This is a genomic window from Streptococcus sanguinis, assembly GCF_020729725.1.
GTDB lineage: Bacteria > Bacillota > Bacilli > Lactobacillales > Streptococcaceae > Streptococcus > Streptococcus sanguinis_V.
The window spans coordinates 433,959-448,461 of the sequence record NZ_JAJEPA010000005.1 but is presented as its reverse complement, the minus strand read 5'-3'; the positions used below and the strand labels follow the sequence as shown (position 1 = coordinate 448,461).

At 43.7% G+C, this 14,503-nt stretch carries 16 protein-coding genes; 14 read left to right on the top strand and 2 right to left on the bottom strand.

All coding sequences use genetic code 11. The features are described from left to right. Positions 1 to 152: 152 nt before the first annotated feature. From uvrB to K4I03_RS02105, 7 genes are read left to right on the top strand one after another with little or no spacing between them, the layout of a single operon-like run. Complete coding sequence (gene uvrB, locus K4I03_RS02135) at positions 153 to 2,141, top strand: excinuclease ABC subunit UvrB (protein WP_227963557.1); 1,989 nt, start codon at positions 153 to 155, stop codon at positions 2,139 to 2,141. Between the two features lie 9 nt (positions 2,142 to 2,150). After that, on the top strand, positions 2,151 to 2,714 hold the full coding sequence (locus K4I03_RS02130) for a GNAT family N-acetyltransferase (protein WP_125402010.1): 564 nt from the start codon (positions 2,151 to 2,153) through the stop codon (positions 2,712 to 2,714). Beyond that, positions 2,680 to 3,177 carry a GNAT family N-acetyltransferase gene (locus tag K4I03_RS02125; RefSeq protein WP_125402011.1) on the top strand — a complete coding sequence of 166 codons (498 nt, stop codon included), beginning with the start codon at positions 2,680 to 2,682 and terminating at the stop codon, positions 3,175 to 3,177. The genes K4I03_RS02130 and K4I03_RS02125 overlap by 35 nt, the downstream gene beginning before the upstream one ends. A 36-nt stretch (positions 3,178 to 3,213) precedes the next feature. Next, on the top strand, positions 3,214 to 3,756 hold the full coding sequence (locus K4I03_RS02120) for a DUF1697 domain-containing protein (protein WP_227963556.1): 543 nt from the start codon (positions 3,214 to 3,216) through the stop codon (positions 3,754 to 3,756). Continuing rightward, on the top strand, positions 3,749 to 4,285 hold the full coding sequence (locus K4I03_RS02115; protein ID WP_227963555.1) for a hypothetical protein: 537 nt from the start codon (positions 3,749 to 3,751) through the stop codon (positions 4,283 to 4,285). The genes K4I03_RS02120 and K4I03_RS02115 overlap by 8 nt, the downstream gene beginning before the upstream one ends. Beyond that, positions 4,263 to 4,706, top strand: coding sequence for a hypothetical protein (locus K4I03_RS02110; RefSeq protein WP_125409215.1), 444 nt, complete (start codon positions 4,263 to 4,265; stop codon positions 4,704 to 4,706). Before K4I03_RS02115 ends, K4I03_RS02110 begins: the two co-directional genes overlap by 23 nt. 23 nt (positions 4,707 to 4,729) lie before the next feature. Next, positions 4,730 to 5,197 (top strand): 8-oxo-dGTP diphosphatase, encoded by a 468-nt coding sequence (locus tag K4I03_RS02105; RefSeq protein ID WP_227963554.1) that lies wholly within the window; start codon positions 4,730 to 4,732, stop codon positions 5,195 to 5,197. A gap of 48 nt (positions 5,198 to 5,245) precedes the next feature. Here K4I03_RS02105 and K4I03_RS02100 read toward each other — a convergent pair whose 3' ends face one another. Both K4I03_RS02100 and K4I03_RS02095 read right to left on the bottom strand, forming a co-directional pair. Then, complete coding sequence (locus K4I03_RS02100; protein WP_227963553.1) at positions 5,246 to 5,776, bottom strand: transcription repressor NadR; 531 nt, start codon at positions 5,774 to 5,776, stop codon at positions 5,246 to 5,248. A 20-nt stretch (positions 5,777 to 5,796) separates the two neighbouring features. After that, positions 5,797 to 6,321, bottom strand: a complete 525-nt coding sequence (locus tag K4I03_RS02095; RefSeq protein ID WP_002906384.1) for a membrane protein — start codon at positions 6,319 to 6,321, stop codon at positions 5,797 to 5,799. A 272-nt stretch (positions 6,322 to 6,593) separates the two neighbouring features. On the opposite strand from K4I03_RS02095, the gene K4I03_RS02090 reads away from it, so the two are divergent. From K4I03_RS02090 to K4I03_RS02060, 7 genes are all read left to right on the top strand, one after another. Then, positions 6,594 to 6,932, top strand: coding sequence for a zinc ribbon domain-containing protein YjdM (locus K4I03_RS02090; RefSeq protein WP_227963552.1), 339 nt, complete (start codon positions 6,594 to 6,596; stop codon positions 6,930 to 6,932). A gap of 7 nt (positions 6,933 to 6,939) precedes the next feature. Beyond that, the gene (locus tag K4I03_RS02085; RefSeq protein ID WP_227963551.1) at positions 6,940 to 7,575 is read left to right on the top strand and encodes a Pr6Pr family membrane protein; all 636 of its coding nucleotides are present in this window, start codon (positions 6,940 to 6,942) and stop codon (positions 7,573 to 7,575) included. 134 nt (positions 7,576 to 7,709) lie between these two features. Continuing rightward, positions 7,710 to 10,223 (top strand): pneumococcal-type histidine triad protein, encoded by a 2,514-nt coding sequence (locus tag K4I03_RS02080; protein ID WP_227963550.1) that lies wholly within the window; start codon positions 7,710 to 7,712, stop codon positions 10,221 to 10,223. A 233-nt stretch (positions 10,224 to 10,456) separates the two neighbouring features. After that, complete coding sequence (gene pyrR, locus K4I03_RS02075; RefSeq protein ID WP_032912439.1) at positions 10,457 to 10,975, top strand: bifunctional pyr operon transcriptional regulator/uracil phosphoribosyltransferase PyrR; 519 nt, start codon at positions 10,457 to 10,459, stop codon at positions 10,973 to 10,975. A gap of 8 nt (positions 10,976 to 10,983) precedes the next feature. Further along, complete coding sequence (locus tag K4I03_RS02070; protein WP_002912653.1) at positions 10,984 to 12,267, top strand: uracil-xanthine permease family protein; 1,284 nt, start codon at positions 10,984 to 10,986, stop codon at positions 12,265 to 12,267. A gap of 107 nt (positions 12,268 to 12,374) precedes the next feature. Further along, positions 12,375 to 13,292, top strand: a complete 918-nt coding sequence (locus tag K4I03_RS02065; RefSeq protein ID WP_227963549.1) for an aspartate carbamoyltransferase catalytic subunit — start codon at positions 12,375 to 12,377, stop codon at positions 13,290 to 13,292. Between the two features lie 114 nt (positions 13,293 to 13,406). Continuing rightward, on the top strand, positions 13,407 to 14,483 hold the full coding sequence (locus K4I03_RS02060; protein ID WP_227963548.1) for a carbamoyl phosphate synthase small subunit: 1,077 nt from the start codon (positions 13,407 to 13,409) through the stop codon (positions 14,481 to 14,483). Positions 14,484 to 14,503 lie beyond the last annotated feature (20 nt).

Below are 14,503 nucleotides of genomic sequence, written 5' to 3'. Positions count from 1 at the left end.
CCAGTTGAGCTGGGCCTTTTTTATGTCTTTTAACGAGATGTATGACAAGGGACAGACGATGGTAGAAGCGTGGCCATTCTACCTATACCCAAATCCAGAGAAAATAGGGCAAATATGGTAAAATGATAGAAGCACAATTTGAGGAATAAAAGATGATTAACAGAATAACAGATAATAAATTTGAATTGGTTTCCAAGTACGAGCCTTCAGGAGATCAACCCCAGGCTATTGAGCAGTTGGTGGACAATATTGAGGGGGGCGAGAAGGCTCAGATTCTCATGGGAGCGACGGGTACTGGTAAGACCTATACCATGAGTCAGGTTATCGCTCAGGTCAACAAGCCGACTCTGGTTATCGCCCATAATAAGACCCTGGCCGGCCAACTTTATGGTGAGTTTAAGGAGTTCTTCCCCAATAACGCGGTGGAATACTTCGTTTCCTACTATGATTACTACCAACCAGAGGCTTATGTGCCTTCCAGTGATACTTATATCGAAAAGGATAGCTCGGTCAATGACGAGATTGACAAGCTCCGTCACTCAGCGACATCAGCCCTCTTGGAGCGTAATGATGTGATTGTCGTGGCTTCGGTCTCGTGTATCTATGGTCTGGGATCGCCTAAGGAATACTCTGACAGCGTGATAAGCCTGCGTCCTGGACTAGAGATTTCCCGTGACAAGCTGCTCAATGATTTGGTAGATATCCAGTTTGAGCGCAATGACATTGACTTTCAGCGGGGGAAATTCCGGGTTCGTGGAGATGTGGTGGAGATTTTTCCTGCTTCTCGGGATGAACATGCATTTCGGGTAGAGTTTTTCGGAGATGAGATTGACCGGATCCGTGAGGTCGAAGCCTTGACAGGTCGAGTTTTGGGTGAGGTGGACCATTTAGCCATCTTCCCGGCCACTCACTTCGTGACCAATGAAGACCACATGGAAGTAGCCATTGCTAAGATTCAGGCCGAGCTAGAGGAGCAGCTGGCTATCTTTGAGAAGGAAGGCAAGCTTCTGGAAGCCCAGCGCTTGAAGCAGCGCACAGAGTATGATATCGAAATGCTGCGTGAAATGGGCTATACCAATGGAGTTGAGAACTATTCTCGCCACATGGATGGTCGGAGCGAAGGAGAGCCGCCTTATACCCTTCTGGACTTTTTCCCTGATGATTTCTTGATTATGATTGACGAGAGTCACATGACCATGGGACAGATTCGGGGTATGTACAATGGTGACCGCTCTCGTAAGGAGATGCTGGTTAATTATGGTTTTCGCTTGCCATCTGCCTTGGACAACCGTCCGCTGCGCCGGGAGGAGTTTGAGAGCCATGTTCACCAGATTGTCTATGTATCGGCTACGCCGGGCGACTATGAAAATGAACAGACGGATACTGTTATTGAGCAGATTATCCGGCCGACAGGGCTTCTGGATCCAGAGGTGGAAGTCCGCCCAACGATGGGGCAGATTGATGACCTCTTGGGTGAAATCAATGCTCGTGTCGAAAAGAATGAGCGTACCTTTATCACAACCCTGACCAAGAAGATGGCGGAAGACTTGACGGACTACTTCAAGGAAATGGGTGTCAAGGTCAAGTACATGCACTCGGACATTAAGACCTTGGAGCGAACCGAGATTATTCGAGACCTGCGCTTGGGTGTCTTTGACGTTCTGGTTGGGATTAACCTGCTGCGCGAGGGAATTGATGTGCCTGAGGTTAGTCTGGTAGCAATTCTTGATGCAGACAAGGAAGGTTTCCTCCGCAACGAACGCGGTCTTATCCAGACTATTGGACGGGCAGCCCGCAACAGCGAGGGGCATGTGATTATGTATGCGGACACCATGACTCAGTCCATGCAGCGCGCTATTGATGAAACTGCCCGCCGTCGGGCAATCCAGATGGCTTATAATGAAGAGCATGGCATTGTACCGCAGACCATCAAGAAAGAAATCCGCGACCTAATTAGCGTGACCAAGGCTGCCCTGCCAGACAAGGACGAAACTGTCGAAATTGAAAGCCTCAATAAGCAAGAGCGCAAGGACATGATCAGGAAACTGGAAGGCCAAATGCAAGAAGCTGCCGGACTTCTCGACTTCGAACTGGCCGCACAGATTCGCGATATGATTCTGGAAATAAAGGCGATGGATTGAGGGATAAATATGATCTGTTTAAGAAAACTAGTGGAAGAAGATTTAATGCCTTTGTGGGAGATTGCTTATTCGCATCCTAATCCAATTTGGAAACAGTACGACGCTCCTTACTTTGATGATTATCAGTATTTTACAAATTTTGAGGAGTTTAAACTACAAAAATCAGAATATTTTCTAAATAACTCGAATCGTTTAGGAATTTTTGTAGATTGTAAACTAGTTGGAACTGTTTCACGTTATTGGGAATGCCAGCAAACAAGATGGATGGAATTAGGAATTGATATCTATGAGAGTGAATACTGGAATGCTGGCATAGGAAGAAATGCTATGTTGCAGTGGATAGATAGGACCTTTCAGGATTATTTAGAGCTAGAGCATTTGGGTTTGACGACATGGTCAGGGAATTTTGGTATGATGAAATTGGCTGAAAAATTAAGAATGAAAAAAGAAGCTCATATTTCAAAAGTTCGTTATTATCAAGGTGTTTATTTTGATAGTATTAAATACGGCATTTTGAGAGAAGAATGGGAGAAAACAAATGGTCATCACTATCAAAAAAATGGAAACAGCTGAGGAGATAGAAGGGAAATCCAGAGTTCATTGGCAGACATGGCGAGAAGCTTATGATGGCATCTTGCCAGCGGATTTTCAAGAACAAATGACTTTGGATAAGTGCCGATTTTATAGTCAAAAGTATCCTGAAAATACCTTGATCGCTTTGGATGATGCTAAAGTGGTCGGCTTTGTTAGCTACGGTGATTTTCGAGATCCAGCTAGGATAGCTGGTGAAATTTTCGCTTTGTATGTCTTAAAAGATTATTATGGCAAGGGTATAGGACAGCAGTTAATAAAGGCTGCTTTTGCTGCCTTGGATGGTTATCAAGAGATTATGTTATGGGTTTTAGAAGATAACAAACGTGCCATCGCCTTTTATGAAAAAACGGGTTTTGTTTTTGACGACGAGGAAAAGGTCATTGACCTAGGAAAAGCCGTGAAAGAAAAACGGATGATCTACTCGAAAAACTCTAATAGTTAGTTTGGAAATAATAGATATATTTTTAAGGAGCACCACATGCGTTATGCACTTTTACTCCGCGGCATCAATGTCGGCGGGAAAAACAAGGTCGTTATGGCTGATTTGAAGAAGGATTTAGCTGGGTTGGGTTTTGAAAATCCGGTTTCCTACATTAATAGCGGCAATCTTTTCTTTGAGAGCGAGGAGCAGGAGGAGAGGATTCGGGAGATCTTGTTGGCTTATTTTAGTCAGTCTTACGATTTTCCTCTGCCTTTCGTCCTTGTCAGCTCTGCTATGCTTCAAAAAGAAACAGCCAATCTGCCTACTTGGTGGCAGGATGAAACAGCCTTTCGGCGAGATGTTCTTTTTTATCTGCCGGAGACAGACAGGGAGAGTGTCCAAGAGCTGGCAGGCAGTTGGGCGAATGACAAGGAGCAGCTGCATTTTGGTCAGACGGCTTTCTTTTATAGCAATGCTGACCAAGCGGACTATCTCAAGTCCAACTATCATAAGAAACTGCTCAAGTCCAGTTTCTACAAGCAACTGACTATCCGAAATGGCAAGACTTTCCAGAAGATTGTGGAGTTGGTGAATGAGTAGTAAGACCAAAAAGAAAAATAAAAACAAGAGAAAAGTAAAAGCTCAGGGAAACAAGTTTATCCTTTGGTTGGAAAAACATTGGATAGTAGAAGCTCTTTTAGGTTATATATTCTTTATAATGGTTGCGATTGGAGTGGGATTTTTAACATTTGGAAATAAGTCTATTCCGGGTCCGCTTCGTGAGTTTAAATATATTAGCCCTTTATATTTAAATTTGACACTTTTGATTGTTCTCCCATATTATTCCTGGTTTGGAAGTCTAAGAGAAGAAGGGTTCAACACACTAAAAGGTTTTTCAGAATTTTTTCTTTATCTTAATGGTCTAGTTTTTCTTTTGCATTATTGTGTAGGAATAGAATTAGAAGACGGAGAGGGGGTTCTGCCACCATTGTGGAACCTGAATCCTCGCTATGTTTGGTTTCCGATTGCTACCTATCTAATCTTTTTCTTTATACCAGCATTAACGATGTTGATTTTGAAATATAATGAAATAAAGAGGAAAAAACATGACCAAAGAAAATCTCTCTAAGTTATTTTCATTTAAAACACTCTATCTGGCCTTGCTAACCTTTGTCATTCTTCATTTGATTTTGTTAGCTTTTGGTCTATCCTTTACTCCGGTTTTGTGGAATACTTGGTTTTTTATTCTTTGTTTGACCTTCTTTATCCATTCTTGGATAGTCTTTTTTAGGATAAGAGATTTTCATTGGTATCACCTCATTTTTGAATTATTCAGTGCACTAGTGGCACTTTATCTTTGGTTTTCGGCATTCTTTGCTTTGTCAATCATTCCGAATACTGCCATGCCCATCAATATAGACTATCATATACAAGATAAAGAAATCATTATTGTCAGAGGTTTTGTGGTTCATAGTACCTATGAGCATCATGAATTGATTAATCCCTTTGTCATGAAGTTAGAAGTGAAATATAATGAAGATATGTTTTAATAACTTAGAAAGCGAGTGAATCCATGTCACGTTCCCAAAAAACAATCCTAACAAACATCTGCCTTGTTGAAGATGCGCCGCGTGGTAAAGTCCTAATGCAGTATCGCTCTCCTGAGCGCTATCGTTGGTCTGGATATGCTTTCCCAGGTGGGCATATTGAGAAGGGTGAGTCTCTCCATGATTCAGTTGTCCGTGAGATTTTAGAGGAAACGGGTTTGACTATTACTCATCCAAAACTGGTCGGAGTTAAGAACTGGCATACGGATGAAGGGGTTCGCTACATCGTCTTTTGTTACAAAGCGACTGAATCCTCTGGTCAGATTCACTCGACTGAAGAGGGCGAGATCTCTTGGGTAGACAAGGAAACCCTGCCTCAGCTGGACTTGGCCTACGATATGTTAGAACTTCTGCGTATGATGGAAGATGAGGAACTGTCAGAATATTACTATCACGAGCGCATAGAAGGCGGTTGGCGCAAGAGTATGTACTAAAAAGACTGACTAGGTTGGGGCCTAATCAGTCTTTTTCTTTCTTGCTATTCATTCCTGTAAAAATCCTAGGTCTCTCAAGGCAGATTCTACATAGTCCAAATCCTGCTGGGAGTCGGCTTGTACTAGGTGATAGTGGACTCCATCTGTCAGCTCAGATAAGGGACGAAAGGCACAGGATGCGACCTGTTGGAGAAAATGCTGGACATCTCGGCGACAGGTCAGCTTCAGGTAAGTCTGGATTTCTCCGTAAACTGGATGCTCAATCAAAATAGTCTGTACGCGTCCGCCATTATCCACGATAGCCAGCAGCTCGGCCTCCATATCCTCAGCCCTATGCTGAACCTTGAAGAGCTGATGAACAGCAGCGCTTTCTTGGCGGTCTTTATAAAGATAGCCACGGTTGGTTGAGAGGATGGGAGCACCATCAGCCCGCAAGAGGGCAATATCTTGCACGATAATCTGTCTGGTCACATGGAAATGCTCCGCCAGTGACTGGCCATTGAGGGCAGCAGATGATGTTTTCAAAAGGTCTAATAGTTCTTCTCGTCTTTGCTTGGTCATAGCTTCATTGTAAACCAAAAGTCAGGAATCTTCAAGCTCTAGCGAATCTTTTTTAGCGCTTGATAGATGAACTTAGCAATGACAAAGTCGACCATGCTATGGATGACCGTACCAAGTCCAACCAGACCAAATAAGATATAGAAAGCATTAGCAGGATAGGCAGAAGTCGTGTAAAAGAGGATGCAGACGACCACTTCGCCAAAGGCATGAATCAAGGCCAGTAGGAAATTAAATATCCAAGTCTTCTTCTGGCTGTCCAGTGTGTCCGGGTGCTTTTGCAGATAAAGAGCGCCGATGCTAGCAAAGAGCAAGTGGGACAGGGCCCTAAGCGTGATGATAAAAGGAAGTCCGGACATTCCAAACCCAATAGCAGAACCAATCACGACAATCACCGTCATAAGAGGGGAGATAAACATAGCCAGAAAGATAGCGACGTGGCTGGCTAAGGTGAAGGAAGCGGGCGGAATGACAATTTTAATTGGCATAACTAGTGGGATAACAATAGCTAGTGCAGTCAAAAAAGCGGTCAGCGTCATAAACTGATTTTTAGATTTTGGTTTCATAGTGACTCCTTTTTATCTGTATATACACTAGTATAGTACACTGTTTTTGTAGAAAGGTCAAGACCTGTAAAAATCCTGAAAGAGATTTGTCAAAATGCTTAAAATAGCTTATACTAGAATGGTGTGGAAATAGGAGAAAACTAGATTTTTAGGATTTAGTTGACCTTCACATAGCTTAGTGTTCTGCTGGACTTGAAAAATGAAGGAAGAGCTTAATCATATATAGAAGGCTGGTATGGGAATTTAGCAGCCTTGACTAGAATGGAGAAAAAATGAACAACTTACCAAACTGCCCCAAATGTAATTCAGAGTATGTCTACGAAGATGGAACGCTCTTGGTCTGCCCAGAGTGCGCCTATGAGTGGAATCCAGCCGAGGTCCAAGAAGCAGAAGAAGAACTTGTAGCGATCGATGCTAATGGCAATAAGCTGACTGATGGCGACACAGTTACCTTGATTAAGGATCTGAAAGTCAAAGGAGCACCTAAGGATCTCAAGCAGGGAACGCGCGTGAAAAATATCCGCATCGTAGAAGGCGACCATAATATCGACTGTAAGATTGACGGCTTCGGTGCGATGAAGCTCAAGTCAGAGTTTGTTAAGAAAATTTGAGGTCTCTATGAATCGTCGTTTTATCTTAATTTATCGAATTATTCTTTTTATCCTGGCCTTTTTGGGTGTGTATCTGGAAATCACTAAGTATGGCGTGGGCATGCTCATGTACTATACGGTTTTGTCCAATCTCTTGGTCCTGCTCTTTACGGGCTATCTGGTCTATCTGATGATGAGACCTGGCGATGCTTGGAAGGCTCCGAAAATCTTGCGAATCAAGGGCGGGGTGACCATGTCCATCATGATTACTTGTGTCGTTTATCACCTCTTGCTAGCCCCAATTGCGACAGATTTTTACCGTCTAGAGAATTTTCTGTGTCATTATATAGTACCCTTGGCGTTTCTTTTGGATACAGTAATCTTTGACAAATCGCGCCAGTACCGTTGGTTTGATCCGATTTCTTGGACAAGTGTGCCTTTGGTCTACATGGCCTTTGCTCTCTTTAATGGCTTTTTCTTGAAAATAGATATTCCAAGATCCAAGGATAATCCATTTCCTTACTTTTTCCTCAATGTCTTTAAGAAAGGCTGGCCTTATGTCATCCAGATGTCTCTGATTATCTTTGCAGCCTACCTGATCTTTGGTTTTATCTTTTACGGGATAAAATCCATCTCTTTCTCAAAGAAAAAATCTTCAGAGTGACATGTGAATTTTAGGTGAAAAACAGATTTGCTCTGTTTTTTTATTTTACTTCGATTTTTTCTTGCCAATATCAGATTTGTATGATATATTTAACTAGTTAATGATTAACCGGTTAAATAAAAAAGGAGGAAGAAATGAAACGCAATCAAAAACTGTTAGGATTAGCAGGAATCATCTTAGCTTGTAACCTTTGCTTGGCGGCTTGTCAGTCTCGGCCGTCTCAACAGGAAAGCAGTAAGGATAAGGTTAAGACCAAGCAAGAGGTGAAGAAGAAAAGTAAGGCGACCAAAAAAGGACAGGTTCCTGGAGTTAATAAGCCGACGGATGATGGTTTTCTCTTCAAAAGTGAGTCACAAATTAAAGCTAGAACCAATGAAGGTCTGATTTTAGAGCATGATGGTCATACGCATTTTATATTTTATTCTGATTTGAAAAATAGTAAATGGGCCTATCTGATACCAAAAGATGGGCAAGCGCCTGGGGGAACGGATCAGCTGGCAAATCAAATGAGCATTGCTGATGATGGCTATGTTTTTAATCCTAGAGACATTGTGTCGGAAGACCAATACGGCTATGTTGTGCGTCACGGGGATCATTTCCATTATATTTTGAAACAGTCTGTGGGGAATCTTGCACAAGCACCGACCTATCGTCCAACACCTTCTAGCAATCCTACGGGACATATTTATCAGCCAACGCTTAGACCATCTGTCCCCCAGCAGCAAGGGACAACTAAACGCCAGTTTGCTGGAATTGATTACCCTACAAGTGATGGATTCTTATTTAGAGGCACAGGGGTAACAGGCAAACTTGCGACAGGATTGCTGGCAGATCATAATGGTCATACTCATTTCATCCCCTATGAGCAGCTGATTGCTTCTCCTTGGGAGTCATTGATTCCCGCAGAACATAAGAAAGCTGCTGAAGATGCCTACTATGGCCGTCAAGGGCAAGCACAGCCTTCACCAGCACCAGCTCCTGCACCTGAACCTACTCCAAGTCCATCAGACAAGGAAGAAGAAGTTGCCAAGAAAAAGGCCTATTTGGCTCAGCAATTAGGAATCGATGAAAGCCTGATTCAAGTGAGCGATACAGATAAAGGAAAGGTATTTATCTATCCGCATGGTGATCATAGCCATTCGACCTTGGTCAGTGAGATTGATACGACTAAGCCTTTTGATCCTCATGGAAATCCACACGCTCATGACGCAGTTGGTATGGCAACCTTGAAAACTCTAGGATTTGATGATGAGATCATTGAAGATATTTTACATGCTACGGCAGATACCCCATTCCCATCAGATGAGAAGGATAAGGAAAAGATGAAAGCCTGGCTGGCAACTGTAAAGTATCTAAATATCGGCCAGCGCAAAGATCCGCTGGAAAGAAAAGGCTTGGAACTGATGCCAAATATTGAGGTTCTGGGGATTGGCTTTACTCCGATAAAGAACATCAGACCAGTGCTGCAATTTAAACATTTAAAACAGCTGTGGATGACAAAGACGGGCGTTACCAACTATGATTTCTTAAAAGAGATTCCGACCTTGGAAGGCTTGGATATTTCCCAGAATGGCATCACTGATTTATCTTTCTTGAAGGATTACCCAAACCTCAAAACAGTGGCAGCAGCGGGTAATGACCTTGCCGATATCTCACCGCTGGCAAAGTTGAAAAATCTGGAGTCATTGAACCTTGACTACAACAATATCTCTGATATTTCTGCTTTGACCAAGCTTCCGAAATTAAAAGCGGTAAGTTTAGAGCATAATCAACTACAAGATGTTTCTGCTCTGAGCCAAAAAGAAGATTTAACAAGGCTTTTCTTATCCAATAATCCAAACTTAAATCTCAATACCCTCAAAGCTTCCAAACTTGAAGAATTAACAGCTGATAATTCCAATGTTGAGAGCTTGAACTTCCTGAAGTTTAATCCAAATCTGACAACTCTAAGCCTAAATGGCAATCGTCTGACTTCACTGGCAGGAGTTGAAGCTGCTAAGAACTTAGTTACCTTGTCCGCGAGTCAAAACAAGATTACATCTTTGGATATTCCAGCCGCTCAGTCTTCCTTGAAGAATTTAAACTTGGCTGAGAATGAGCTGAAAAACTTGGAAGGGATTAATCAGTTTAGGGCTTTAGACAATCTGACTGTCAACAAGAATAAAATTACAACCTTAGCGCTGCAGGAACCAAATAAGACGGTGACTTATATCAATGTCAGCGACAATCACATCCCTAAAGAAGAGCTTGAATTGAATGAAAATAAAATTCCGAAAGCTTTGGCGCAGCATTTCCCAGATGTTCAGGGTGGCAGCATTGACAATAATAAGCCTGCTGATGCAAAGGACGAAAAGAAGGAAGCACCTAAGCAAAGTGAGCCTATAAGTGCAGATGTACAAGGTAAGCCAGCCTCATCTGAAGCAAGCAGCCAAGGAGATTCTAATGATAGCGAGCATCCAGCTGGATCTCCTGAAGCAGAGTTAAACAGTCAAGCTGAGAATCTAGAAAACTCTTCTAAGCCTTCATCAGAAGAAGTGCCAACTACTGAAAATCCTGAATTAAAAGACGAGCCATCTCAAGCAGCAGACAAAGAAAATCAAAAGGATTCAAAAGATAAGGAAAAAGAAGAGAAAGAAGCTAATCACTAACCCTTATCCAGTCAAACAGAAAAAATACAATTTTTTTCTTGAAATAGTTTTGAATTTGTGATATAGTATAAAAAATTGAATAATCCTTTAATTCTATCCAGAGAGATAGACAAGGAGCAAGTAAAAAGATGGGTGGAGTGTAAGCAAGTGCGTCTTGTTTTAGCTTGCCTGACTAGATTTTTCTGAAGTCTCCTTGTATAAGGAGACTTTTTCTGTTATTTGAGGAGGAAAGAATGAAAACAAAAGAAGTTGTCGATGACATCACCATGAATCGCGCGATTACGCGGATTACCTATGAAATCATCGAGCGCAACAAGGACTTGAACCAAGTGGTCTTGGCTGGCATTAAGACCCGTGGGGTTCACTTGGCTCACCGGATTCAGAAGCGGTTGTCTCAGTTGGAGAATATCGATATTCCAGTCGCAGAAGTAGATACCAAGCCTTTCCGAGATGATATCAAGGTTGAGGAAGATACGACAGTGATTCCAGTAGATATTACCGACCGTCAAGTAATCCTGATTGACGATGTCCTCTACACAGGACGGACCATCCGAGCAGCTATCGACAATCTGGTCAGTCATGGACGTCCCTCTCGGGTTGGTCTGGCTGTCTTGGTAGACCGTGGTCACCGCGAGCTGCCTATACGGGCAGATTATGTCGGCAAGAACATTCCGACTAGCCAAACTGAGGAGATTATTGTTGAGATGACCGAGACAGACGGTCAAGATCGCGTTTTGATTATGGGGGAGTAATAAGCTAAATGAGTCAAGATGTTAAGTATGATGTGCATGATATGCCAAAGCCAGGTCTGCTTTTAGGACTATCCTTTCAGCACTTGTTCGCCATGTTTGGGGCGACGGTCTTGGTACCGATTCTGGTGGGAATTGACCCAGCGGTAGCCCTCTTTTCCAGCGGTCTGGGAACACTGGCCCATCTGACTGTTACCAAGTACAAGATTCCGGCTTACATGGGCTCTAGTTTTGCTTATATCGCAGCCATGCAGATGCTGATGAAGACAGATGGTATCGGAGCGGTTGCACAGGGAGCCATCACTGGTGGTCTGGTCTACTTTATCGTGGCACTGATTGTCAAGTTTGCTGGAAATGCTTGGATTGACAAGGTGCTGCCGCCAGTAGTGGTTGGGCCTATCATCATGGTCATTGGTCTGAGCTTGGCTGGAACAGCTGTTAGCGATGTGATGAATAAGACAGCAGCTAATGGTGAAAAGGTTTATGATTTGACCTACTTCATTATCGGTATGGTCACTCTCTTGGCAGTCATCCTCTTTAATATCTATGGTAAGAAGATTGTGGGAATCATCCCAGTCTTGCTAGGCCTGATAGTCGGCTACATCTTTAGCTTGATTCTAGGGGCCGTGACTGGCCAGGAAATTGTGTCTTTTGCCAAGGTAGGGCAAGCTTCTTGGTTCCATCTTCCACCAATGAGTCTGCCTTTCTTGGACTACGATGTGAAATTTTATCCTAGTGCGATTTTAACTATGGCGCCTATCGCCTTTGTAACCATGACAGAACACTTCGGGCATGTTATGGTGCTGAATAGCTTGACAGGCAAGGATTTCTTCAAGGATCCGGGTCTAGACAAGACTTTGACTGGTGATGGTCTGGCTCAGATTATTGCAGGGCTTTTCGGAGCACCGCCAGTGACTAGCTACGGAGAGAATATCGGAGTTATGGCGCTCAATAAAATCTACAGTGTCTATGTCATTGCTGGCGCAGCAGTGCTGGCTATTGTCATGAGCTTTGTTGGCAAGGTATCTGCATTGCTCCAATCCATTCCGAGTCCTGTACTGGGTGGTATTTCCATCGCCCTCTTTGGGGTAATTGCTTCGAGCGGTCTCAAAATTCTGATCGAAGCACAGACCAACTTTGACAATAAAAAGAACCTCTTGATTGCCAGTGTTATCTTGGTATCTGGTATCGGCGGTCTGACCTTGCAGCTGTCGGGTCTGCAAATCTCAGGAGTTGCCTTGTCAACTATTCTGGGAATTGTACTCTATCTTGTCCTGCCTGAGCCCAAGGATTGAGCTAGGTGCTAAATCATTAACTTTCGTTCAAAAATAGCTTGCTCTCAGAGCGACTTTACTTGCAGCACTCTGGAAGCCCTCATTCTTTCATAAAGGAGAATTACATCATGTCATCCAATCAAATCGCTCTTAAGAACCTTGTTTCTATGGAAACTCTGTCAAATGAAGAAGTTATGGCCTTGATTAAACGCGGAATCGAATTTAGAAATGGCGCTAAAGTCCATTATGATGAGCAGCATATCGTTTCTAACCTCTTCTTTGAGCCTTCGACGCGGACTCACAAGGCCTTTGAGGTAGCAGAGTTGAAGTTGGGTTGCGATCTTCTGGACTTTGATGTCAAGACCAGCTCGGTCAATAAAGGAGAAACCTTGTATGACACTATCCTGACCATGTCTGCCCTTGGCGTCGATGTTTGTGTCATTCGCCACCCAGAAGTGGATTATTACAAAGAGCTAGTGGAAAGTCCAACCATTACGACTTCTATCGTTAACGGTGGAGACGGTTCTGGTCAGCATCCTAGCCAAAGCTTGCTGGATTTGATGACTATTTATCAAGAGTTTGGTCGCTTTGAAGGACTAAAGGTTGCGATTGCTGGTGACTTGGACCATTCGCGCGTGGCTAAGTCAAACATGCAGATTCTCAAGCGCTTGGGGGCAGAGCTCTACTTTGCTGGTCCGGAAGAATGGCGGAGCCAAGAGTTTGCGGACTATGGTAAGTTTGTCACCATTGATGAGGTAATTGAAGAAGTGGATGTCATGATGTTCCTGCGCGTGCAGCATGAGCGCCATGACTACGAGTCCATCTTTTCTAAAGAAAATTACCACAGATTGCATGGTCTGACTCAAGAGCGGTATGACCGGATGAAAGATGCGGCGATTCTGATGCATCCGGCTCCGGTTAACCGTGATGTAGAAATTGCGGATCATCTGGTCGAAGCACCAAAATCGCGTATCGTTGAACAAATGACTAACGGCGTCTTTGTCAGAATGGCTATTATTGAAGCAGTTCTGAAAGGCCGTCAATAATCTCGGACAGTAGGCCGGGAGTGGGTGAAGCTATGTGAAGCAATCCCACTCCCTATTATTATATATCTTATGTGGATGGTCGTGGGCGGTCTGCATCTTGGACAGGAGGGAACAATGGCAAAGAGACTTTTAATATTAGAAAACGGCATGATCTTCGAAGGGGAAGCTTTTGGAGCGGATCTTTTTGTGACAGGCGAAATCGTCTTTAACACAGGCATGACAGGCTATCAGGAATCGATTACGGACCAGTCTTATAACGGCCAGATTTTGACCTTTACCTATCCCTTGGTTGGAAATTATGGTGTCAATCGAGACGACTATGAATCCATTCTGCCAACCTGCAAGGGAGTGGTGGTCTATGAGTATGCACGTCGTGCCAGCAATTGGCGCCAGCAATTGTCTTTGGATGAGTTCCTCAAAATCAAGAAGATACCAGGCATTTCGGGAATTGATACAAGGGCACTAACCAAGATTATTCGCCAGCATGGAACCATGCGGGCAACCATTGCCAATGCAGATGATAGTATTGAGCATTTGCAAGACCAACTGCAGGCGACAGTTCTGCCGACTGATAACATCAAGCAGGTGTCTACCAAGCAGTCCTATCCAGCTCCGGGAACGGGTCGCAGTGTGGTATTGGTGGACTTTGGCCTCAAACACTCTATCCTGCGGGAGTTAGCCAAACGCAACTGCAGCGTGACGGTGGTGCCTTATGATACTAGTGCTGAGGAAATTCTCCAGCTCAATCCTGACGGGGTTATGCTATCCAATGGACCGGGAAATCCGGAAGATGTGCCGGAGGCTCTGGACATGATTCGTGGTGTTCAGGGCAAGATTCCAATTTTCGGGATTTGTATGGGACATCAGCTCTTCTCCATGGCTAACGGTGCAAAGACGCATAAGATGAAGTTCGGTCACCGTGGCTTCAACCACGCGGTGCGTGAGATTGCGACAGGCCGAGTTGACTTTACCAGTCAAAATCACGGCTATGCAGTCAGTCGTGAGGATTTGCCAGAATGCCTGATTGTGACCCATGAAGAAATCAATGATAAGTCTGTCGAAGGTGTGCGCCATCGGGATTATCCTGCCTTTTCTGTGCAGTTCCACCCAGATGCTGCGCCGGGACCGCATGATGCAGACTATCTCTTTGATGAGTTTATGGAAATGATGGATGCCCATCAGGCTTACTAGGAAGCAAGATTGAGAGGTGC

Coding starts and splice junctions, on each gene's coding strand:
- K4I03_RS02065 (WP_227963549.1), top strand. CDS start 12,375: ATGTCATCCAATCAAATCGCTCTTAAGAACCTTGTTTCTATGGAAACT.
- K4I03_RS02105 (WP_227963554.1), top strand. CDS start 4,730: ATGTCACGTTCCCAAAAAACAATCCTAACAAACATCTGCCTTGTTGAA.
- K4I03_RS02125 (WP_125402011.1), top strand. CDS start 2,680: ATGGTCATCACTATCAAAAAAATGGAAACAGCTGAGGAGATAGAAGGG.
- uvrB (WP_227963557.1), top strand. CDS start 153: ATGATTAACAGAATAACAGATAATAAATTTGAATTGGTTTCCAAGTAC.
- K4I03_RS02130 (WP_125402010.1), top strand. CDS start 2,151: ATGATCTGTTTAAGAAAACTAGTGGAAGAAGATTTAATGCCTTTGTGG.
- K4I03_RS02115 (WP_227963555.1), top strand. CDS start 3,749: ATGAGTAGTAAGACCAAAAAGAAAAATAAAAACAAGAGAAAAGTAAAA.
- K4I03_RS02110 (WP_125409215.1), top strand. CDS start 4,263: ATGACCAAAGAAAATCTCTCTAAGTTATTTTCATTTAAAACACTCTAT.
- K4I03_RS02070 (WP_002912653.1), top strand. CDS start 10,984: ATGAGTCAAGATGTTAAGTATGATGTGCATGATATGCCAAAGCCAGGT.
- K4I03_RS02120 (WP_227963556.1), top strand. CDS start 3,214: ATGCGTTATGCACTTTTACTCCGCGGCATCAATGTCGGCGGGAAAAAC.
- K4I03_RS02085 (WP_227963551.1), top strand. CDS start 6,940: ATGAATCGTCGTTTTATCTTAATTTATCGAATTATTCTTTTTATCCTG.
- pyrR (WP_032912439.1), top strand. CDS start 10,457: ATGAAAACAAAAGAAGTTGTCGATGACATCACCATGAATCGCGCGATT.
- K4I03_RS02060 (WP_227963548.1), top strand. CDS start 13,407: ATGGCAAAGAGACTTTTAATATTAGAAAACGGCATGATCTTCGAAGGG.
- K4I03_RS02080 (WP_227963550.1), top strand. CDS start 7,710: ATGAAACGCAATCAAAAACTGTTAGGATTAGCAGGAATCATCTTAGCT.
- K4I03_RS02095 (WP_002906384.1), bottom strand. CDS start 6,321: ATGAAACCAAAATCTAAAAATCAGTTTATGACGCTGACCGCTTTTTTG.
- K4I03_RS02090 (WP_227963552.1), top strand. CDS start 6,594: ATGAACAACTTACCAAACTGCCCCAAATGTAATTCAGAGTATGTCTAC.